This window comes from Parabacteroides provencensis, from assembly GCF_900232875.1.
Lineage (GTDB): Bacteria > Bacteroidota > Bacteroidia > Bacteroidales > Tannerellaceae > Parabacteroides > Parabacteroides chinchillae.
This window is the reverse complement of record NZ_LT960488.1, coordinates 73,294-94,272: the sequence shown is the minus strand read 5'-3', so window position 1 is coordinate 94,272 and position 20,979 is coordinate 73,294. Positions and strand designations below refer to the sequence as shown.

Here is a 20,979-nt window from a genome sequence, read left to right as displayed (position 1 = left end):
GTGGTCGAATTCGTAAGGTAATTTAGGGCATAACTAAGAAAAAAGTTACATTTGCCCGGATAAACCGGAAAATAGAATAAAGAAAAGATGGAACTGATTGAAGATGTTTTCAAAGCCTATTATGATGCAAGGAAAGGCAAACGTAATTCGGCTAACCAGCTCCGGTATGAAATGAACCTGGAAGAAAACCTGGTTGAACTTTATCATGAGATAAAGGAACGCCGCTATCGGGTGGGGCGCAGCATCTGCTTTATGGTAGACTATCCGGTAAAGCGTGAGGTTTTTGCCGCCGATTTCAGGGATCGTATTGTCCATCATCTTTTGTTTAACTATATTTCTCCTATTTATGAACGTATTTTTATAGACGATTGCTATTCTTGCAGAAAAGGAAAAGGGACATTGTATGGTGTGAGACGCCTGGAAAAACATATCCGTTCCTGTTCGTTGAATTATACACGTGATTGCTACATATTGAAATTGGATCTGGCGGGATATTTTATGAATATAAACCGGCAGAAACTGTATGATATAATGATGAAGACGCTTAACAAATATGAATATCTTGCCATGCCTGATGGAATACATTGGGGCGATTCGGATGAATTTGAATTGGTGAAATATTTGCTGCCGTTGGTGATTATGAATGACCCGGTAAAGAATTGTTTCCGTAAGGGTTCATGGTCTGAATGGGAAGGTTTACCTCCGTCGAAAAGTCTTTTTCATTCGCCTGAAGGATATGGATTGCCTATTGGCAACCTTACTTCACAGTTGTTCAGTAATATTTATCTGAATGAGTTTGACCAATATGTAAAACGGACCTTGTGCATGAAACATTACGGGCGGTATGTGGATGATTTTTTTATTGTACACACCGACAAACGTTTTTTGCTTTCTCTGGTTCCGGTTATCCGTGAATATTTATGGGAAAATCTGGATATAACTTTGCATCCGAAAAAAATAGTGTTGCAACCTTATCAGAAAGGAATTAATTTTCTGGGTGCGGTGGTTAAACCGTATCGGACATATATTCATAACCGTGCAAAACGTAAATTTAAGAATGAATTGTATTTGTGGGAGAAGAAACTGGCAAATAATCCGAATCCGCCAAAGTATCTTTTACTGCAGATGCGTGCTTCAATTAATTCATACCTGGGTATTATGCAACATTTCCGAACCATGAATCTGAAGCGTAGAATTTTATCCGATCGTCCGTTAATCTATAAGTATGGTTATTTCAATAACCGGATGGGAAAATATATATTACTGAAAGAAAACCTTAAATTTTAGTAGTTAAGAAGTTAAGTAGTTAAAGTAGTTAAGTGGTTTTGCTTGACTGGTGATTTTTCACACTTTTTTAAATCAATTATCATATAAACTGTGTGTGTATGTACCGTAATATAGTACTCATAATCATTCTTTTCGGTCTGTTTTCATGTACAGAGGAGCGTCCTGTCGAGGTTCCTTCCGCCCGCCGTACCGTCCTGGTTTATATGTCGGGTGATAACAATCTGAGCGACGAAACCTACACGAAGATAGACAGCATAACGGCCGGTTGGCATAACCGGCAGGATAACCTGTTGATTTACCAGGATGCCCGTGGCGAAAAGGGCACTCCTTCCTTAATGCGCGTCATAGCTAATGATACCAAACCTTATACAGAAGTAATAAAAGAATATCCTGAGGACAACTCGGCTTGTACGGATGTTTTCTCGGAAGTGATACACGATGCCTTGTTTTTATATCCAGCCCCCGGTTACGGTCTGGTTGTTTTCAGCCACGGTACAGGGTGGCTGCCCGAAGGGATGTTTGCCCGTCCGCGTTCCATCATGGATGACAACGGCCGGGAAATGGAGATTGCAGACTTTGTCCGGGCGATTCCCGACCATACGTTCGACTTCATTGTCTTGGAGGCTTGCCTTATGTCCGGTGTGGAGGTGGCTTACGAGTTGCGCAATAAGGCGGATTACCTGGTTGCCTCTTCGGCGGAGATACTCAGCCCCGGTTTTACCCCTGTTTACCCTGAACTGATCAATTACCTTTTTGAGCCGGAGGTCAATTTAAAGGGTTTTGTTCGCAGCTATTATGAGTATTGTAATACGCTTCCGGGCGTTTACCGCAGTGCAACGATGAGCCTTATCGATTTGAGCGCCATGGATGAGTTGGCGGTGGCGGCGCGTTCGGCGTTGATAAATCCTGCGAAGGTGGATATAAATAATGTGCAGTGTTACGACCGCGGAAGTAATAGGCTGTTTTTCGACTTAGGCGATTATATGGAGCAGGTAAATCCTTCTTTGTATCCCCTGGTGGAATCGGCTTTGAATAAGGCGGTCGTTTATAAAGTCTCGACGCCTTCATTTGTGAATATCCCTATCCGTCGTTACAGCGGTTTGACAACCTATATAGAGCAGCCCGGATACCCGGAACTGAATAAGGCTTATAGGGAAACGAGATGGGGGATCCAGATGATAGTTGACAAGTGATAGTTGACAGTTTTGAAGGCTTTAGCCTTGTTTCAATTGCCGTCGGTTTTAACTGACGGATGTAGGTGTTGAGTGGTTGGGGTTGGCGATTTTGAAGGCTTTAGCTTGGTTTCAATTGCCGTCGGTTTTAACCGACGGATGTAGATGTTGAGTGATTGGGGTTGGCGATTTTGAAGGCTTTAGCCTTGTTTCAATTGCCGTCGGTTTTAACCGACAGATAGTAGAGTCTTCCTTTTTCAAGGGCTTCAGCCCAATAAGAATGAGATAATCAAAAAGAGCTTTCCAAGAAGAAATTTGGCTAAAGCCAATACAGATAGATATTCCTTTAATCCGTCCGCTGAAGCACAATGTCATTAAGTTAAGCACTAGACCGCTCTTTTATAATTCGTAAGTGTCACATACTTGCCTAGAAGTTTGATTGATTTCTTTGTTCGTGTATATTTCCTGCCTGGCCTGACAGGCTCTAAATACCTTTCGAATAAGGAAGTCAATTCCTTCAACAAGTAACCTGCTTGTTCAGCATGGAGAAATAAATCGATAACCCTCCCTTTCATCAGAGCCCAGCATACGTTCTTATTGATCTTATACTTGATTGTCCTTTGTCGGTTTACAGTTCGCACGTATTCCTCACAGCTCTCTTCTATAACGGCTTGCAGGTTGAACACAAAAATGTTAGCATAGAAGTCCTGTTCTATACTAACAGGGCTGATCCCACTGAAGCACTCTACCTGTAGCTCATTTTTGAGGTAGCCATAAGTGGTCTCCACCGGCCAACGCAAGAAGTAGAGTTCCTTTAGAACCGGAAGTGTATATGCTTTTGTGTCGTAGAGATCCGTTATCAATATCTCGTCCTGACCATCATCCAGCCGTATTCTGGCCAGGCGAACCTTGACCTCTGTCTCCGGTGGGATTTCCACACCCTGATCCTTTAAGCCTTTGATCGCCTTATAAGTGGCTCGAAGGGTGACTATCTCTTCTTTTTTGCCAGAGGAACGGAACTCGTCAACCACCTTGCAGAAGTTTGCTTGGGCACGCATCACGAAGTGAGAGTCTTGCCTGTTTATTAGTAAATAGAACAACATGAAGGATGGATATCCGCGGTCCAGTAGCAGCAAGTCGTCCTTATTCAAGAAAGGGATCAGGTCGCATGCCGTGGTACGCTCAGCCTCTTTGAGTGAGCATAATTTGCTATTAACCACCAACTTGTTCAATACGTCATAGAGAACTGAAGCACGGGCTGTGGCCGATTTTATTCCATGCTGGTTGGTACTGTATCCAAAATGCTGTCTCAAAGCTCTCGTATTTGGCAATGATAACTTCGTGCCATCAATGGCGAATATCCTAAAACCTCGCCACCTCCTCTCTTGCCTCCGGGTATTCCGATAATAGGAGGATATCAGTATGTCATTCCAGTCCTGAAAAAAGACAGGCTTTAATTTTCTTCGCTGTTGGCAAAAGGCCGACTTGGTCACGGTCGCAGAGCTGATATGAGAAAAAAAGCTCTCTAGTTCTACGCTTAAACTCCTTTTTAAGAGATTGATATGTAACGCAACCATCCTCGAAAAGGATAAACTGCGTTTACGCGTGAAATCTGTTGCCTTGTTTACGTATCGCATTTTTGTTTCTTTATCACTCATTGTATTTTGAAAAAACTCATTCAAATCGTTTATTATTTCTATATTTGCGGAAACCATTGGCTTGTTTTTTTAGATTCAATTATAAAAAAACGGAGTTTCCGTTTTCAATCCAATGGTTTTTCTCTTTTTTTCTCTTCCTGAAAAAACTTATCATCCATTCTGCATTATTGAACTTCCACTTTCTTGTAAAGCTTCTCTTCATTGTCATGAGAACACAAGGTTGTCAGGCACTTATCGCTTAACTTAATGACATTGCGCTGAAGCAGACGGCAATTGAAACCAGGCTAAAGCCAATGAAGATAGAGTTATAAAGGAGGCTGTCAGGCTGAAGATATCAGGATAAAGCTTGGTTGCTGAACAAATAAAGAATTACAAACAATTAAATATTGAGATTATGAACAAGACAGAGTTAACAAAACAGATTGCGGAAACATTAAATATACCGCATACCGAGTCGATCCGTTACTTTAATGCTCTGCAGGAGGCTTTGACATCGGAGTTGGAACGTCAGGGTTCCATCATCCTGCAAGGTTTCGGCACCTTTACTCCGTGGCACCAGAACGAACGCCCTGGACGTAACCCCCAGAACGGCGCCCCATGTGTTATCCGCCGGCGTTTGAGTGTGAAGTTCAAACCGGGTAAGTATTTGTTGGAGGCTATGAATGCGAAAGGGCAATGAGGATGCAGATACACTTGATAGAAGTGGGGATTCTGTTTACCCTGTCGTCATGCGGGAGTATGCAGGATCTTTCCACAACTGAAACCGACAATACATTGCCGGCGGTGAAAGGTACATCTTCATTGTACCGCCAGGCGGAGATACCCATGTTGCAGGTGGATGCTTCCGCTATTTACCGGCAGATGTTGAGTTATGTTACTCCCGTCCCGGAGTCTCCTTCCGTTCCGGTAACACAGACGGAGGAGTTGACGGCTTATATTGATTTCCCGGCAGGAGGTGTAACGGTTAATCCCCGCTATGGCAATAACCGGGCAGAGTTGGAGAAGTTGCGCGAACGTCTCGGCCGGCTTTCCGGTATTCCGGCTGGCCGTGTCCAATCCATCGGGTTAAAGGGTTTCGCTTCTCCCGATGGTAATACAAAGGAGAATGAACGCTTGTCCGGCAGCCGTGTCGTTCAGTTCAAGGATTATCTTGTCAAACAGTTCGGTTTGCCTGATAACGGTTTGATCCGAATCTCCTGGGAGGGTGAAGATTGGGCCGGTTTGGGTCGCTTGCTTTCTTCTTCGGATAAGAAGTATAAGGGTCAGGTTCTATCGATCCTGTCGGCGACTTCCGACGGTGATATGCTCCGTAAACGTATCAAAGCGCTGGATAAAGGTTCGGTCTATAAGGATATCGAGAAGACATTCTTTTCAAAATTACGCCGTATGGAGTTATCTGTAACGTGCCTGGTTTTGATGGTTCACTACCCAATAGCAGGCAGTGAGGCAAAGATCGGGATTTATTGTTGAAATGGCTCGTATAAGTAGACATGTTGTCTCCACAAGGTGGCTGATAACTACTTGACTACTTTAACTACTGATTCCTATAGTGAGACAAAGGCGCGGGTTTATGATTAAAACAGTTTGAAAGTTACTCCTCGCTTTGTACCTCTTTATTCCTTTTATGCAGACTTTTCAATTCGAAACCTAACATTACCCTGAATATTCCAATGATAAGTAAAGCATAGGCTATTAAGTAGACAAGAGTAAATGCCCCGGCTCCCGGTTGCCAGATTATACCGATAGAACAAATGATAGCCAATATGCCAAAAGCCATATACCAGCCCCAATTACGTGTACCATATCTTTTTAAATCAAGAGAATAACCGGTTGCTGAAAATCCTCTGAACATTAACCAGAATGCTAAAATGAATGGTAATACACTCATGCTTAAACCAGGATTAGCCATAAGAAGAATACCCAGAATCAAATCGACGATACCGCCGGTAAGGTACCATCCCCAACTGGAAATATTGTTTTTATTACTGATTGCAAATGCAATTTCAAACATCCCACTGACAAACATCGATATACTGAACAGTATACTTAAAACAATATAACTAGCCAAAGGAGCAAACATTAAATAAATAGCAATGATGATATACAAAATGCCTATTAACAATGACATCCACCAGTTTTTTACGGCATAATTAATTTGATCGATAAAAGTCTTCATATTGAATCTGTTTTTTAATTTTAATTTTCTCATGTAACAAACCGTCCCAAAGAAAAGTTCCGAAACTCCTCTCTTGTAGAATATTTTACATATATTTGCCCTAAATTTAACAGATTGTACACGCATGAAAGGTATCGTTTTAGCAGGTGGCTCGGGTACACGATTATATCCGATTACGAAAGGTGTTTCCAAGCAGCTTTTGCCTATATATGATAAGCCAATGATATATTATCCGGTGTCGGTTCTTATGTTGGCCGGCATACGTGAAATCCTGATTATTTCGACACCTCAGGATTTGCCTGGTTTTCGCCGTTTATTGGGTGACGGTTCGGATTATGGCGTTCATTTTGAATATGCAGAACAACCTTCTCCGGACGGATTGGCCCAGGCGTTTATCATAGGAGCCGATTTTGTGGGAGATGATTCGGCATGTTTAGTATTGGGTGATAATATTTTTTACGGACAGAGTTTTACTTCTATGCTGAAAGAAGCTGTTTCCAATGCTGAAAAAGAGAAGAAAGCAACCGTTTTTGGGTATTATGTAAATGATCCGGAGCGTTATGGAGTAGCTGAGTTTGATTCGGAAGGAAATGTTTTGAGTATTGAAGAAAAACCGAAAGAGCCGAAATCAAATTATGCTGTAGTCGGCCTTTATTTCTATCCGAATAAGGTTCTTCAGGTTGCAAGCCGGATAAAACCTTCGGCAAGGGGTGAATTGGAAATAACAACGGTTAACCAGGAATTTCTGAAAGATGGAGAATTGAAAGTCAAATTGTTGGGACGCGGGTTTGCCTGGCTGGATACAGGAACGCATGATTCTCTTTCGGAAGCATCTACTTTTGTAGAGGTGATAGAAAAGAGACAAGGGTTGAAAGTTGCTTGTTTGGAAGAAATCGCTTATCGGGCCGGATGGATCGGTGCAAAAAAGTTGACTGAAATTGCTCGACCTATGGTTAAGAATCAGTATGGGCAGTATTTGCTTAATTTATTGAGGTGAAAAGATTTGAATCAGAGATGAATAAAGAGAGTAAAATATTTGTAGCCGGCCATCGTGGATTAGTCGGATCGGCTATATTAAAGAATCTTCAGGACAAAGGATATGCTAATTTTGTCTTTCGTACACATACAGAATTAGATCTGACAGACCAACAAGCTGTTAATGCTTTTTTTGAAGCGGAAAAACCTGAATATGTATTTTTATCGGCAGCGCATGTCGGAGGTATAATGGCAAATAGCCGTTATCGTGCAGATTTTATTTACATTAATTTGATGATTCAGAATAATGTTATACATGCATCTTATAAAAATGGAGTTAAGAAACTCTTGTTTTTAGGAAGTACATGTATATATCCTTGTGAAGCTCCTCAGCCGATGCCTGAAGATTGTTTGCTGACTTCTCCATTGGAATATACAAATGAACCTTATGCTATTGCAAAAATTGCAGGTATTAAAATGTGTGAGAGCTATAATTTGCAATATGGTACTAATTATATTGCCGTTATGCCGACAAATTTATACGGCCCTAATGATAATTTTAATTTGGAGACTTCACATGTGCTTCCTGCAATGATTCGTAAAATACATCTCGGAAAATGTTTGTTCGAGAGAAATTTGGATTTCATCCGGAAGGATTTGGATTTTCGTCCGGTAGAAACGATTTCCGGCTCTGCATCGGAAAATGAAATAATTGCCGTTTTGGATAAATATGGAATACGGGAGGGTGAAGTTGAACTGTGGGGAACGGGGAAACCTTTGCGTGAGTTTTTATGGAGTGAAGAAATGGCCGATGCTTCAGTTTATATAATGGAGCATATAGATTTTGCAGATGTCCGCCAGAAAGAAGGCGAAGTCCGTAATACCCATATAAATATAGGTACCGGTATTGAACTTAGTATAAAAGATGTTGCTACATTAATTAAAGAAAAGATAGGATATAAGGGCGATTTAAAGTTTAATTCCTCAAAACCGGATGGCACGCTCCGAAAGCTGACGGATGTAACGAAGCTGCATTCTCTGGGTTGGCACCATTCAGTCGAAATAAATGAAGGCGTTGAGCGTTTATATAAATGGTATTTGGAGAATTTATAATTAATGGTTGGTAAATGATAATTTGAAATATGATATGAGCAAAGTTGCGTTAATTACAGGAATAACAGGACAAGATGGTGCTTATCTGGCTGAGTATTTAATAAAGAAGGGCTATACGGTGCACGGTATCAAACGCCGTTCGTCTATGTTTAATACGGATAGGATAGACCATTTATACCAGGATCCGCATATTGAAAACCGTAATCTTATATTGCATTACGGTGATTTGACAGACAGCTTGAATCTTACCCGTATAATAGGAGAAGTTCAACCGGATGAGATTTATAATCTGGCAGCTATGAGCCATGTAAAGGTCAGTTTTGATACCCCGGAATATACAGCCAATGCTGACGGATTAGGTGTGTTGCGTATATTGGAAGCAGTGCGTTTGCTGAATTTGATTCCTAAAACACGTATATACCAGGCTTCGACCTCGGAATTGTATGGTTTGGTACAGGAAGTCCCTCAGAAAGAAACGACTCCGTTTTATCCGAGAAGTCCTTATGCAGTAGCTAAGCTTTATGGTTACTGGATTACTGTTAACTATCGTGAAGCTTATAAAATGCATGCATCAAATGGTATTTTGTTTAACCATGAATCACCATTACGCGGAGAAACATTTGTGACTCGTAAAGTGACACGCGCAATATCCCGTATTGCCTTGAATATGCAAGAGAAAGTTTATATGGGAAACTTGTCATCTAAACGGGACTGGGGGCATGCCAAAGATTATGTTCGTGCCATGTATGCCATTTTACAACAGGATGAGCCTTCTGACTACGTAATTGCAACGGGTATTACGACGACAATCCGGGATTTTATAAAAATGACTTTCGAAGAAGTTGGCATGGAGGTAAGTTTCCATGGTGAAGGTGTTAATGAAGTTGCTGTTTTGCGTTCTATAAATGAAAAAATATTTAAAGAAAAAGTAGGTGAAGTTTATTTTGAAAATGCTAATAAACGTATAGGGGAGGAAGTTGTGGGGGTTGATCCTCAGTATTTCCGCCCTACGGAAGTTGAGCTTTTAATTGGCGATGCAACGAAGGCACGTGAACGTTTGGGGTGGGAACCCCAGTATTCTCTTAAAACATTAATAGAGGACATGGTGTTATCTGATGTGAAATTAATGAAGAAAGAATCCTATCTGAGAGAAGGGGGATATAAAATTTTGAACTATTTTGAGTAGCAGAAAACAAAATACAACTTTTATTTGTTATAATTGAAAAATGAGTTAATTTCGCGTTGTCTTTAAACGTTTTTTTAGGTGAATTAATTGTTTAATTTAAATGTTATAAATATGAAGACTAAGATTTTACTTTTAGCTTTATTATCAGGATTTGTATTTTCTGTCTCCGCGCAGGAATTTCAACCTCAGGTAGGTTTCAGTACTGAGAAAGGCTATAAAACAAATTTTAAAAAGAACAGAGCGAGAGATAATTGGTTTATTTCTGTTGCTGGTGGTGCTAGCATTTTGTTGGGAGACCAGAACAACAAAGCTGATTTTGGGAACCGTTTGAATTTTGCACCTCAATTTTCTTTTGGTAAATGGTTTAATCCGTATTTGGCATTCCGTACTCAGTTCAACGGTGGTATTCTTCACGGATTTGTAGGTGACAATGCCCAACTTATGCAGCATAATAAATATGTAGCAGGTCATGTGGATTTGTTGTGGGATGTAACTAATTTCTGGGGAGTTTATAATGAATCAAGAGTGTTCCATTTCATTCCTTGGGTCGGTTTTGGTTATGCCCAGCGTTTCAAAACAACAGAAGCTGCTGAATTTGCAAGAACAGAATCTCCTTCTTTAAATGCAGGTATTTTGATGGCATTCCGTGTTAGCAAACGTGTAGATATTAACATTGAAGCACAGGGTTCTTTGTTGAACGAACAATTTAACCGTGTTGAAATGAATCATTTGTCTGACGGTATTGCCCAGGTAAGTGCCGGTTTGACATTCAAGTTAGGTAAGACAGACTTTGAAGTTCTTCAGCCGATGGATTATAATTTGTTGAATGACTTGAATAATCAGATCAACTCTTTGCGTGCAGCTAATGATGAATTGAGCAAACGCCCGGTTTCTTGTCCTGAATGTGAAGAAGTGGTAACTGAGGTTGTAAATAACTATGTAGACAATATAGTTTATTTCCGTCTGAACAGTGCCAAGATTGACAAGAACCAACAGATCAATATTTACAATACTGCTGAATTTATGAAGAATAACAAGACTCCGATTAAAGTCATTGGTTATGCAGATAAAGATACCGGTACTTCTAAATACAATATGGGCCTTTCAGAAAAACGTGCTAAAGCCGTTGCTAAAGAATTGATCGATAAATACGGTATACCATCTGAACAGATTTCCATTGAATGGAGAGGCTCTGATGTTCAGCCTTATGGTGTAAATAACTGGAACCGCGTTGTTATTATGAGTGCAAATAATTAATTTGTCAGAAATTATATGACAAAAAGGCTACACAATCCGTGTGGCCTTTTTTTTGCTCGAAAATATTGATTACTTTTGTGAGATTTTAGCAAGTTTGTATGGAACTAAATAAAAAACATAGCTATCTGATTCAGTGGCTGGTCGGAGTAGGGGATTTAATTGTTCTGAATGCCCTTTTTGTGTTGGTATTTTATATATTGGGTGAACATTATACAAATGCTATAGCTCATAATTTCAGGGAAATTCTTTTGTTGTTGAATTTCTGTTACTTCTTTTCTTTGTATTTTGTGCCGATGCAGTTGCACATGCCTGTTGTCTATATTGATAAAATTGTGCAACGGGCATTTGTGTTGGTTACTTTCTTGATATTTCTGTTTGCAACCTGTCTCATTTTCTTAAATGTTGGTGATATCTTAGCGACCTTTTTATTTGTTTATTATTTTTCCGCGATAGTTATATTTTCACTATGGCGCGTTATTGTACGCGTATCATTGAAAATCTACCGTAAGAAAGGATATAACTTTAAGAAGATTATTATCGTTGGTGCAGGAAAAAATGGAATGGAACTTTATCGCGTAATGAAAGATGATCTTTCTTATGGTTTTAGTGTAATGGGTTTTTTTGATGATAATTTATCATTGAAAAGTGCATTACCCAATTACTTGGGAATGACGAATGAGGTGGAAAATTATGTTTTAGCTCATGATGTTGACGAGATTTACTGTACGTTGCCAGGAACGAATGATGAGAAAATATTAAGGATACTGAACTTTGCAGAAAAGCATATGGTTCGTTTTTATATTGTTCCGGAATTTTACAGAAATATAAAGAAGAGCCTGGTGATGGAAGTGATGGAGTCTATTCCATTGCTGACAGTACGTAGAGAACCATTGCAAGCCGCTTATAACAGAGCATTGAAGCGCTCTTTTGATGTTGTTTTTTCTTTTATTATATTGGTTACTATATATCCTGTATTATATGTTGTAATAGGTGTTTTAATCAAAATGAGTTCGCCCGGTCCTGTTTTGTTTAAACAAAAAAGAACCGGATTATACGGTCAGGAATTTGAATGTTATAAATTCCGGACAATGAAAGTAAACCGGGAAGCCGATACATTGCAAGCAGTGAAAGATGATCCTCGTAAAACACGTATTGGCGATATTTTACGAAAGACAAATCTGGATGAATTTCCTCAGTTTATTAATGTAATAAAAGGAGAAATGTCGATTGTCGGACCGCGTCCACATATGTTGAGACATACGGAACAATATTCTGCACTTATAGATAAATACATGGTTAGACATTTGGTAAAACCGGGTGTGACCGGTTGGGCTCAGGTGACCGGCTATCGAGGAGAAACCAAAACACTTGAACAAATGGAAGGCCGTGTTAAAAGAGACGTTTGGTATATCGAAAACTGGACTTTTTTCCTGGACTTGAAAATTATAGTCGTAACAATTTTAAATATGTTCAAAGGAGAGAAGAATGCTTATTGATAATATAGGTTGCACACTTTTTCTGAATTTGTGTAATCTGTAATTATAATTGTGCTATCTTTGCAGCCGATGGGAAGAATAATTGCAATAGATTACGGTCGGAAACGTACCGGTTTGGCAGTTACAGATACATTGCAAATGATTGCAAATGGTCTTACTACGGTTCCAAGCGGAGAGCTTGTGAAGTATCTGTCGGAATATGTTTCGCGTGAGTCTGTCGATCTTTTTGTTGTAGGTCTTCCGAAGCAAATGAATAATGAGTTGTCCGAAAATATGAAATATGTCCAGGCTTTTGTGACTCATCTTAAACGGACAATCCCTGATATCCCGGTAGAATATTATGATGAACGCTTTACGTCTGTAATGGCTCATCAAGCTATGCTTGAAGGTGGTTTGAAGAAGAAGAAGCGGCAGGAAAAAGGTCTGGTAGATGAGATTAGTGCGGTAATTATCCTGCAAGCATATTTGGAAAGTAAAAAATATAATAATTTATGATTTTACCTGTATATTTATATGGCCAGCCCGTATTGCGGAAAGAGGCTGAGAACATATCGAAAGAGTATCCCGAATTAAAGCAACTGGTGGCAAACATGTATGAAACCATGTATAATGCGGATGGTGTAGGTTTGGCCGCCCCGCAAGTAGGACTGTCAATACGCGTATTAGTGATAGATGCCGATGTGTTGGGTGATGATTGTCCTGAGTGTAAAGGGTTTAAACGTGCAATGATTAACCCCGAGATTGTAGAACGTAGCGAAGAAGAAGTTGCGATGGAAGAAGGTTGCCTCAGTCTTCCCGGAATACATGAAAAAGTATCCCGTTCAAAAAAAATCCGTGTAAAATATTTTGATGAGAATTGGGAAGAACATGATGAGGTTGTTGAAGATTTTGCAGCACGTGTGGTGCAACATGAATGTGAGCATCTGACCGGACATGTTTTTATAGATAATATTTCGGCAATTCGCCGTCAATTGAATAAAGGCAAACTAAATAATATAATAAAAGGGACAGCCCGTTGCTCATATCGCATTAAGGCTGTAGGTAAGTAAAAAAACAAATATGACAGATTTAAGTAAAAACATTCAGACCCTGAGGGAAAAGAAAGCCGTCGTTGAGATGGGTGGAGGTGAGGCTGCTATCGAAAAGCAGATCGCAATGGGTAAATTAACTGCCCGTGACCGTATTCTCTCTTTGTTGGATAAGAATTCTTTCCACGAGTACGATTTGTTTGTAAAGCACGATGGTCGTGACTTTGGTATGGAAAAGAAGGATCTGCCTGGTGACGGTGTTGTTACCGGTACTGGTACGATTTTTGGTGCTCCTGTTTGTATCTATGCGCAGGATTTTACAGTTGCCGGAGGTTCATTAGGTTTGCAGCATGCCCGTAAAATTACAAAGATCATGGATCATGCACTAAAGATGAAATGTCCGATTATTGGCATTAATGACTCGGGTGGTGCACGTATTCAGGAAGGTGTTGGAGCTTTGGCCGGATATGGTGAAATATTCTATCGTAATACAATTGCTTCGGGAGTAATTCCGCAGCTTTCATTGATATTGGGACCTTGTGCGGGGGGCGCTGTTTATTCTCCGGCGTTGACAGACTTCGTTTTTGTAGTGGAAAACATTTCCAAGATGTTTATTACAGGTCCGAATGTAATCAAAACCGTTTTGGGAGAAGATATCTCAATGGAAGATTTGGGAGGAGCCCGTGTACATGCAGAAATTACGGGTAATGCTCATTTCTACGCAATGAGTGAACAGGAATGTTTTGAGCAGGTGAAACGTTTGGTCAGCTTTATTCCTTGGAACAACCAGGAGCGTGCAAAAGCTGTAGAGCCGAAAGAGCCATCTGCTATGTTGAATATTGAACAGGTTGTTCCTGCAGACCCGAAACAGCCGTATGATGTACGTGATGTTATCAAATGTATTGTTGATGATTCGGATTTTCTTGAAATCCAGGAATTATGGGCAGCAAACATTGTGATTGGCTTTGGTCGTATGGGTGGTGAAACAGTTGGATTCGTAGCTAATCAGCCTATGTATCTAGCAGGTGTATTGGATTGTGACAGTGCAGACAAGGCTGCACGTTTCATCCGTTTCTGCGATTCATTCAATATACCTATTATTACATTGGAAGATATGCCGGGTTATTTACCTGGTGTAGATCAGGAACATGCAGGTGTAATTCGTCACGGGGCAAAGGTGTTGTATGCATATTCTGAAGCTACTGTTCCTAAGATTACAGTTATTTTGCGTAAAGCTTATGGCGGTGGTTATATTGCTATGAACTCCCGTCACTTAGGTGCAGACTTTATGTTTGCTTGGCCAAGTGCTGAAATTGCGGTTATGGGACCGGAAGGTGCGGCTAATATTATTTTCCGTAAGGAAATCATGGAAGCCGAAGATCAGCATGCAATGCGTCAGGCTAAAGTAAAAGAGTATATTGAGAAGTTTGCAAATCCGTTTGTTGCAGCATCTAAAGGATTTATTGATTCTGTAATCGAGCCAAAAGAAACACGTTCATTGTTGTTGCATGCGTTGAAACTTTCTGTCCAGAAAGAAGAATATCGTCCGGCTAAAAAGCATGGTTTGCCTCCGTTCTAATTAGTTATAGGTATGGAAAATAAAGAAGACAAAGAATTTGTAGACTTCATCGTAACAGCACGTAAATATAAAACGTTGCTTACCGAGAAGTACAAGAACCGCCAGGTATGGCACAAGCCGTTTCTTGGTGATGTGATTTCTAATTTACCCGGAACTATTATTAAGATTGAAGTGAAAGAAGGAGAAACAGTAGAAGCCGGTCAATTATTGCTTATTCATCAAGCGATGAAAATGCTGAATCGTGTAGTAGCCCCTGTTTCAGGTGTAATTGCAGAGATCGGTGTTCAGGAGGGAGAAAAGATTGGAAAGAATCATTTGATGGTAAAGATAGAACCTAAATAAAATAATAAGGTAATAAAGCAGACTCCCGTGTAACTATATGTTGTACGGGAGTTTTTTATTATTAAGATGGAGTGTGAATAAGATAAATTACTTATTTTTGCCTCCTATTCGGGTGAATCGTCTTTCACCTATACAATTAATTTAGAATGAAAAAGGCAATACTCTGTTTAATAATACAAATATGTACATTTTCGCTGTGTGCACAGATTAATACGGATCGGGTGTTAGCAATCGGGCGAAACGCATTATATTTTGAAGATTATGTTTTATCTATACAGTATTTTAATCAGGTAATTAAGGCAAAACCCTGGTTGGCTGAACCCTATTTTTATCGTGCTGTAGCAAAGATCAATTTGGATGATTATAAAGGAGCAGAAGAAGATTGTTCTTTATGTCTTCAGCGCAATCCGTTTTTAGTTCAGGCATATTATGCACGTGGGATCGCCCGTCAAAGTCAGGAAAAGTATGATGAAGCAATTGCAGACTATCAGAAAGGGCTTGAGTTTAAACGTGAAGATCGGCAGATGCTCGTGAATGAAGCGGTTGCGTATATACAAAAGAAGGACTATGATGGGGCGGAAAAGGTGTTTAAAGTATTGATGGAAGCTCATCCGAAGTATTCCATGAATTATCTTACCCGTGGAGCAATGTATCTTGAAAAAGGAGATAGCGTAAAAGCTTTGGCCGATTATAACAAAGCTATAGAGATGGACCCGTACTATGCTCCTGCTTATGGAAATCGAGCAATATTATATTATCAGACAAATGATCTGAAAAAAGCCTTGACTGATTTGAATGAAGCTATCCGTTTGGATATTCGTGAAGGAGGCTATTATATTAATCGTGGCCTTGTGCGTTATCAGTTGAATGATTTGCGTGGAGCTATGGCCGATTACGATCAAGTTATCAGTATGGATAAACGTAACCTGATAGCGCGATTTAACCGGGGTTTATTACGTTTTCAGGTTGGAGATAATAATCGCGCTATTGAAGACTTTGATGTTGTTATAGAAGAAGAACCGGATAACTACATGGCTTATTATAACCGGGCTTTATTGCGTGTGGAAACAGGCGATTATGCCGGAGCTGTCAACGATTTTGATTTTGTTATAGGACAATATCCTAACTTCTTGCCGGGATATTATAATCGTGCCGAAGTAAAACGTAAGATGCGTGATTTTGCCGGTGCCGATCGCGATAACTGGACAGCTTACGAGTTGGAACAAAAAATGAAGAAAGAACGGGAAGAAGGCAAAACCGGTATGGCAACAGCAGATGCATCTTCCAATTCTAAGACGAATAATAACAATAGCGGAAAGAACGAAAATACACGTGAGCAATCCGATAAGAATATTGATAAATTCAATCGTCTTGTTGTTTACGATAAAGAGCAGGAACGTAAGAGTAAATATCAGAGTGAAGTGCGTGGTCGTGTACAGGATCGGAATGTCCGCGTAGATTTGGAACCGCAGTTTGTGTTGACATATTATGAGAAACCTGATCCGGTTAAAAAGCTAGTCTATTATGATAAAAAACTGGAAGAATTTAACAAAAAAATGATTTTGCAGCGCAAGCTTCGTTTAACCAATGAAGAAGCGGCACTAAATGAAGATCAGATTGCCCAACATTTTGCATCAATAGATGAATATTCGGCTAAGATCGCTCAGAATCCGACGGATCCTAATGCTTTTTTTGGACGGGCTTTGGATTTTATGCTGGTACAGGATTTTACAGAAGCAATTAAAGACTATGATAAAGTTGTTGAATTAGATCCTTCTTTCTCGATGGCTTATTTCAACCGGGCTGTAGTACGTTATAAACAACTGGACTATAATCAGTCGCAGTCTGCTTCATCGGATGATGATTTTTCGACAATGAGTATGAGTTTTAATGTGGGAAAAAAGCCGCAGCTTCAAAATAATAACACGGATGCATCGACAGCCATGTTGAAAGATAATAAACGGGCTTATGAGCATGAGATGATAATGCGTGATTATGACATGGTAATTAAGTTGAATCCGGAGTTTGTATATGCTTACTTTAACCGGGGCAATTTGCGTTGTGTCCAACGTGATTTCCGTGCAGCTATTCAGGATTATACTGAAGCGATTCAAAGAGATCCTGAATTTGCCGAGGCTTATTTTAACCGTGGGCTTGCCCGTTTGTCGTTAGGAGACGCTAATCGGGGTGTTGCTGATTTGAGTAAGGCGGGAGAGCTGGGAATCATTAATGCATACAGTATAATTAAACGTATGATGAGCAATAATTAAAAAAAGAATACTACCTTTGCAGATTAGTAAAAGAATTTTAGTAAACAGATTATGATAAAGATTACATTTCCGGATAATTCTGTAAAAGAATATGCCGAAGGAACGACTGCAATGCAGATAGCAGAAAGCATCAGTCCTCGTCTGGCTCAGGATGTTCTGGCTGCAGGTGTAAACGGTGAAATCTGGGATTTAAACCGCCCCATTTCTCAAGACGCCTCAGTTAAGCTTTTCAAGTGGGAAGACGAAGAAGGTAAACATGCATTCTGGCATTCCAGTGCACACTTGATGGCAGAAGCATTACAGGAATTGTATCCGGGCATTAAATTCGGTATAGGACCGGCTATCGAAAATGGATTCTACTATGATGTAGATCCGGGTGAAGCAGTTATTAAAGAAGGCGATTTTCCTGCTATCGAAGCAAAAATGCAGGAGCTGGTTGCCAGAAAAGAAGAAATCAAACGTCAGGATATTTCCAAGGCGGATGCTTTGAAAATGTTTGGTGATAGAGGCGAAGAGTATAAAACGGAACTTATCAGTGAATTGGAAGATGGTAGGATTACAACCTATACACAAGGTGCATTCACTGATTTGTGTCGTGGTCCGCACTTGCCGAATACATCTTATTTGAAAGCTGTTAAGATTCTGAGTGTTGCCGGTGCATATTGGCGTGGTGATGAGAAGCGTAAACAGCTGGTTCGTTTGTATGGTATTACTTTCCCAAAGAAAAAAATGTTGGATGAATATCTGGCATTGATGGAAGAAGCCAAGAAACGGGATCATCGTAAAATCGGTAAAGAACTGGAATTGTTTACTTTCTCTACAGCAGTAGGAGCAGGGCTTCCGTTATGGTTGCCACGTGGTACGCAATTGCGTTTGAAATTGGAAGATTTCCTGAAACGTATTCAAAAGAAATATGGTTACCAACAAGTAATGACTCCACATATCGGAGGAAAACAACTTTATGTAACTTCAGGCCATTATGCCAAGTACGGCAAAGATTCTTTCCAGCCGATACATACTCCGCAAGAAGGTGAAGAGTTCTTGTTAAAACCGATGAACTGCCCTCATCATTGTGAAATTTATAAATCATTCCCGCGCTCATATAAAGACCTGCCTTTGCGTTTTGCAGAGTTTGGTACGGTTTATCGTTATGAACAAAGTGGGGAATTGCATGGTTTAACCAGGGTACGTGGTTTTACGCAAGATGATGCTCACTTGTTTTGCCGTCCTGATCAGCTAAAAGATGAATTCCTGAAAGTAATGGATATTATTTTCATTATTTTTAAAGCGTTGGATTTCGAAAATTTTGAAGCTCAGATTTCTTTGCGGGATAAAGTAAACCGTGAGAAATATATCGGTTCCGAAGAAAATTGGGAAAAAGCAGAGACTGCTATTATCGAAGCATGTCAGGAAAAAGGCTTGAAAGCGAAGATAGAGTATGGTGAGGCTGCTTTCTATGGTCCGAAATTGGATTTTATGGTGAAAGATGCTATTGGCCGTCGTTGGCAGTTGGGTACAATTCAGGTTGATTATAATTTACCGGAACGTTTCGAATTGGAATACACCGGTGAAGACAATAAGAAGCATCGTCCGGTAATGATTCATCGTGCACCATTTGGATCAATGGAACGTTTTGTGGCTGTATTGATCGAACATACAGGTGGAAAGTTCCCGTTGTGGCTTACTCCTGATCAGGTATGTATTATGCCTATCAGTGAAAAATTCAATGAGTATGCATGGAGTATTGCCCGTCAACTGGAAGAACAAGATATTCGTGTTCTTGTAGATGATAGAAACGAAAAAATAGGTCGTAAAATTCGTGATAATGAATTGAAGCGAATTCCTTACATGCTTATCGTCGGAGAGAAGGAAGCAGAAAATAATGAAGTTTCTGTAAGAAAACAGGGCGAAGGTGATAAAGGTTCGATGAAAATTACTACCTTTGCAGTGCTTTTAAATGGCGAGGTAGAGGATATGATGAATCGCTGGCAAAAAAAGTAAAGATTAAATAACTAATAACGAGGAGAATAAATCATTTTTGAATGAAGAATGACAATCAGAAAGAACAGTATAGAATTAACGAACGTATTCGTGTTCGTGAAGTTCGTTTAGTAGGTGATAATGTAGAACAGGGAGTATATCCAACATCTCAGGCTCTAAAGATGGCTGAAGACCAAGGATTAGACCTGGTTGAAATTTCACCAAATGCTGCGCCCCCCGTTTGTAGAGTGATCGATTATCAGAAATTCCTCTATCAACAGAAAAAACGTCAGAAAGAGCAGAAAGCTAAGTCTGTTAAGGTCGTTGTAAAGGAGATTCGTTTCGGACCTCAGACTGACGATCATGATTATAACTTTAAGTTGAAACATGCTAAAGGTTTCTTGGAAGAAGGCTCAAAGGTGAAGGCGTATGTGTTCTTTAAAGGCCGTTCTATTCTTTTTAAGGAGCAAGGAGAAGTATTGTTACTTCGTTTTGCAAACGATTTGGAAGAGTATGGAAAAGTGGAGCAATTGCCTGTGTTGGAAGGAAAGCGAATGATTATCATGCTTACTCCAAAGAAAGCTGCAAATAGTGCCCCGTCTCCTAAAAAGGTGGAGATATCTAAGCCGGTAGTTAAGAAAGTTGTAGTATCTCCTAAACCGCAGACTGATTCTGCCAGCGGTAAAGAAGAAAAAGAAGATTAATAATCTGCCGATTAAAGGCAGTCAAGTTTAATAATTAAATATAATTGGAAAATGCCTAAGATGAAGACTAATTCCGGTGCCAAAAAGAGGTTCGCCCTTACCGGATCAGGTAAAATCAAAAGAAAACACGCTTTTAAGAGTCACATTCTGACAAAGAAGACTACGAAGCAGAAGAGAAATCTTACTCACATAGGTTTAGTAGCTAGTGTAGATGTAAGCAATGTTAAGCAATTGCTTGGCTTGAAGTAATCTTTTTAATTAAGCGAGTTTTAAACGATTTTTATTAACCGAATGCATTTAGCAAATTAAGATCATCTGAAAAGGATGACGCTAACATTCAAAACAGATTAGAATTATGCCTAGATCAGTAAATCATGTTGCTTCAAGAGCAAAAAGAAAACGGATTTTAAAACTTACCCGTGGTTATTATGGTGCACGCAAGAACGTTTGGACTGTAGCTAAAAACACATGGGAAAAAGGTTTGACATATGCTTTCCGTGACCGTCGTAACAAAAAACGTAATTTCCGCGCATTGTGGATTCAACGTATTAATGCTGCAGCACGTTTGGAAGGTTTGTCTTACTCTCGTTTAATGGGAGCTTTGCATGCTGCCGGCATCGAGATGAACCGTAAGGTTTTGGCCGACTTAGCCATGAACCATCCTGAAGCTTTCAAAGCTATCGTAGCAAAAGTAAAGTAAATTTATGCTATACATGAATGAAAAGGTCTTTCGGAAGAAAGGCCTTTTTTTATTTT

20 protein-coding genes are annotated in these 20,979 nt (G+C 39.8%); 18 read left to right on the top strand and 2 right to left on the bottom strand.

Annotated features, from left to right (window positions below):
• The first annotated feature begins 87 nt into the window (after positions 1 to 87).
• Both CTY47_RS00430 and CTY47_RS00425 read left to right on the top strand, forming a co-directional pair.
• A complete protein-coding gene (locus tag CTY47_RS00430) occupies positions 88 to 1,287 on the top strand; it encodes an RNA-directed DNA polymerase (RefSeq protein WP_099462916.1) in 1,200 nt (399 codons plus the stop codon).
• 98 nt (positions 1,288 to 1,385) lie between these two features.
• The gene (locus CTY47_RS00425; RefSeq protein WP_099462915.1) at positions 1,386 to 2,480 is read left to right on the top strand and encodes a clostripain-related cysteine peptidase; all 1,095 of its coding nucleotides are present in this window, start codon (positions 1,386 to 1,388) and stop codon (positions 2,478 to 2,480) included.
• A 365-nt stretch (positions 2,481 to 2,845) separates the two neighbouring features.
• Here the strand turns inward: CTY47_RS00425 and CTY47_RS00420 are convergent, their stop codons facing one another.
• Positions 2,846 to 4,096: an IS4 family transposase gene (locus CTY47_RS00420; protein WP_262497723.1), complete on the bottom strand. Its 1,251-nt coding sequence runs from the start codon at positions 4,094 to 4,096 to the stop codon at positions 2,846 to 2,848.
• Between the two features lie 415 nt (positions 4,097 to 4,511).
• On the opposite strand from CTY47_RS00420, the gene CTY47_RS00415 reads away from it, so the two are divergent.
• Both CTY47_RS00415 and CTY47_RS00410 read left to right on the top strand, forming a co-directional pair.
• Entirely contained in the window at positions 4,512 to 4,796 is a 285-nt protein-coding gene (locus tag CTY47_RS00415) for an HU family DNA-binding protein (RefSeq protein WP_099462913.1), read from the top strand.
• Between the two features lie 2 nt (positions 4,797 to 4,798).
• A complete protein-coding gene (locus CTY47_RS00410) occupies positions 4,799 to 5,587 on the top strand; it encodes an OmpA family protein (protein ID WP_099462912.1) in 789 nt (262 codons plus the stop codon).
• A 121-nt stretch (positions 5,588 to 5,708) separates the two neighbouring features.
• Here the strand turns inward: CTY47_RS00410 and CTY47_RS00405 are convergent, their stop codons facing one another.
• Entirely contained in the window at positions 5,709 to 6,293 is a 585-nt protein-coding gene (locus CTY47_RS00405) for an HdeD family acid-resistance protein (protein WP_099464010.1), read from the bottom strand.
• A gap of 124 nt (positions 6,294 to 6,417) precedes the next feature.
• Between CTY47_RS00405 and rfbA the strand changes: the two genes are divergently transcribed.
• The 14 genes from rfbA to rplT all read left to right on the top strand — a co-directional run bounded on the left by rfbA (position 6,418) and on the right by rplT (position 20,923).
• Entirely contained in the window at positions 6,418 to 7,290 is an 873-nt protein-coding gene (gene rfbA, locus CTY47_RS00400; protein WP_099462911.1) for a glucose-1-phosphate thymidylyltransferase RfbA, read from the top strand.
• Between the two features lie 17 nt (positions 7,291 to 7,307).
• Positions 7,308 to 8,381: a GDP-L-fucose synthase family protein gene (locus CTY47_RS00395; protein WP_099462910.1), complete on the top strand. Its 1,074-nt coding sequence runs from the start codon at positions 7,308 to 7,310 to the stop codon at positions 8,379 to 8,381.
• A 34-nt stretch (positions 8,382 to 8,415) separates the two neighbouring features.
• Positions 8,416 to 9,567 carry a GDP-mannose 4,6-dehydratase gene (gmd, locus tag CTY47_RS00390; RefSeq protein ID WP_099464009.1) on the top strand — a complete coding sequence of 384 codons (1,152 nt, stop codon included), beginning with the start codon at positions 8,416 to 8,418 and terminating at the stop codon, positions 9,565 to 9,567.
• A 111-nt stretch (positions 9,568 to 9,678) separates the two neighbouring features.
• A complete protein-coding gene (locus tag CTY47_RS00385; RefSeq protein WP_099462909.1) occupies positions 9,679 to 10,824 on the top strand; it encodes an OmpA family protein in 1,146 nt (381 codons plus the stop codon).
• Between the two features lie 98 nt (positions 10,825 to 10,922).
• The gene (locus CTY47_RS00380; protein WP_099462908.1) at positions 10,923 to 12,320 is read left to right on the top strand and encodes an undecaprenyl-phosphate glucose phosphotransferase; all 1,398 of its coding nucleotides are present in this window, start codon (positions 10,923 to 10,925) and stop codon (positions 12,318 to 12,320) included.
• A 69-nt stretch (positions 12,321 to 12,389) separates the two neighbouring features.
• A complete protein-coding gene (gene ruvX, locus CTY47_RS00375) occupies positions 12,390 to 12,815 on the top strand; it encodes a Holliday junction resolvase RuvX (protein ID WP_099462907.1) in 426 nt (141 codons plus the stop codon).
• Positions 12,812 to 13,369, top strand: a complete 558-nt coding sequence (gene def / locus CTY47_RS00370) for a peptide deformylase (protein ID WP_099462906.1) — start codon at positions 12,812 to 12,814, stop codon at positions 13,367 to 13,369. Before ruvX ends, def begins: the two co-directional genes overlap by 4 nt.
• A 10-nt stretch (positions 13,370 to 13,379) precedes the next feature.
• On the top strand, positions 13,380 to 14,927 hold the full coding sequence (locus CTY47_RS00365; protein ID WP_099462905.1) for an acyl-CoA carboxylase subunit beta: 1,548 nt from the start codon (positions 13,380 to 13,382) through the stop codon (positions 14,925 to 14,927).
• A 12-nt stretch (positions 14,928 to 14,939) separates the two neighbouring features.
• Positions 14,940 to 15,269 (top strand): acetyl-CoA carboxylase biotin carboxyl carrier protein subunit, encoded by a 330-nt coding sequence (locus CTY47_RS00360; protein WP_099462904.1) that lies wholly within the window; start codon positions 14,940 to 14,942, stop codon positions 15,267 to 15,269.
• Positions 15,270 to 15,415: 146 nt separating this feature from the next.
• Positions 15,416 to 17,539, top strand: a complete 2,124-nt coding sequence (locus tag CTY47_RS00355; RefSeq protein WP_099462903.1) for a tetratricopeptide repeat protein — start codon at positions 15,416 to 15,418, stop codon at positions 17,537 to 17,539.
• 51 nt (positions 17,540 to 17,590) lie between these two features.
• Positions 17,591 to 19,540, top strand: coding sequence for a threonine--tRNA ligase (gene thrS, locus CTY47_RS00350; RefSeq protein ID WP_099462902.1), 1,950 nt, complete (start codon positions 17,591 to 17,593; stop codon positions 19,538 to 19,540).
• A gap of 41 nt (positions 19,541 to 19,581) precedes the next feature.
• The gene (infC, locus tag CTY47_RS00345) at positions 19,582 to 20,223 is read left to right on the top strand and encodes a translation initiation factor IF-3 (RefSeq protein WP_099462901.1); all 642 of its coding nucleotides are present in this window, start codon (positions 19,582 to 19,584) and stop codon (positions 20,221 to 20,223) included.
• A gap of 51 nt (positions 20,224 to 20,274) precedes the next feature.
• Positions 20,275 to 20,472, top strand: coding sequence for a 50S ribosomal protein L35 (gene rpmI, locus CTY47_RS00340; protein WP_099462900.1), 198 nt, complete (start codon positions 20,275 to 20,277; stop codon positions 20,470 to 20,472).
• Positions 20,473 to 20,578: 106 nt separating this feature from the next.
• Positions 20,579 to 20,923, top strand: coding sequence for a 50S ribosomal protein L20 (gene rplT / locus CTY47_RS00335; RefSeq protein ID WP_099462899.1), 345 nt, complete (start codon positions 20,579 to 20,581; stop codon positions 20,921 to 20,923).
• The last annotated feature ends 56 nt before the right edge of the window (positions 20,924 to 20,979 follow it).

Bases quoted from the DNA above. Each gene is read 5' to 3' on its own strand.
- CTY47_RS00430 (WP_099462916.1), top strand. From the start codon at position 88: ATGGAACTGATTGAAGATGTTTTCAAAGCCTATTATGATGCAAGGAAA.
- def (WP_099462906.1), top strand. From the start codon at position 12,812: ATGATTTTACCTGTATATTTATATGGCCAGCCCGTATTGCGGAAAGAG.
- thrS (WP_099462902.1), top strand. From the start codon at position 17,591: ATGATAAAGATTACATTTCCGGATAATTCTGTAAAAGAATATGCCGAA.
- CTY47_RS00425 (WP_099462915.1), top strand. From the start codon at position 1,386: ATGTACCGTAATATAGTACTCATAATCATTCTTTTCGGTCTGTTTTCA.
- CTY47_RS00420 (WP_262497723.1), bottom strand. From the start codon at position 4,096: ATGCGATACGTAAACAAGGCAACAGATTTCACGCGTAAACGCAGTTTA.
- CTY47_RS00415 (WP_099462913.1), top strand. From the start codon at position 4,512: ATGAACAAGACAGAGTTAACAAAACAGATTGCGGAAACATTAAATATA.
- gmd (WP_099464009.1), top strand. From the start codon at position 8,416: ATGAGCAAAGTTGCGTTAATTACAGGAATAACAGGACAAGATGGTGCT.
- infC (WP_099462901.1), top strand. From the start codon at position 19,582: ATGAAGAATGACAATCAGAAAGAACAGTATAGAATTAACGAACGTATT.
- CTY47_RS00355 (WP_099462903.1), top strand. From the start codon at position 15,416: ATGAAAAAGGCAATACTCTGTTTAATAATACAAATATGTACATTTTCG.
- CTY47_RS00405 (WP_099464010.1), bottom strand. From the start codon at position 6,293: ATGAAGACTTTTATCGATCAAATTAATTATGCCGTAAAAAACTGGTGG.
- CTY47_RS00410 (WP_099462912.1), top strand. From the start codon at position 4,799: ATGCAGATACACTTGATAGAAGTGGGGATTCTGTTTACCCTGTCGTCA.
- ruvX (WP_099462907.1), top strand. From the start codon at position 12,390: ATGGGAAGAATAATTGCAATAGATTACGGTCGGAAACGTACCGGTTTG.
- CTY47_RS00385 (WP_099462909.1), top strand. From the start codon at position 9,679: ATGAAGACTAAGATTTTACTTTTAGCTTTATTATCAGGATTTGTATTT.
- rpmI (WP_099462900.1), top strand. From the start codon at position 20,275: ATGCCTAAGATGAAGACTAATTCCGGTGCCAAAAAGAGGTTCGCCCTT.
- CTY47_RS00365 (WP_099462905.1), top strand. From the start codon at position 13,380: ATGACAGATTTAAGTAAAAACATTCAGACCCTGAGGGAAAAGAAAGCC.
- CTY47_RS00395 (WP_099462910.1), top strand. From the start codon at position 7,308: ATGAATAAAGAGAGTAAAATATTTGTAGCCGGCCATCGTGGATTAGTC.
- rplT (WP_099462899.1), top strand. From the start codon at position 20,579: ATGCCTAGATCAGTAAATCATGTTGCTTCAAGAGCAAAAAGAAAACGG.
- rfbA (WP_099462911.1), top strand. From the start codon at position 6,418: ATGAAAGGTATCGTTTTAGCAGGTGGCTCGGGTACACGATTATATCCG.
- CTY47_RS00380 (WP_099462908.1), top strand. From the start codon at position 10,923: ATGGAACTAAATAAAAAACATAGCTATCTGATTCAGTGGCTGGTCGGA.
- CTY47_RS00360 (WP_099462904.1), top strand. From the start codon at position 14,940: ATGGAAAATAAAGAAGACAAAGAATTTGTAGACTTCATCGTAACAGCA.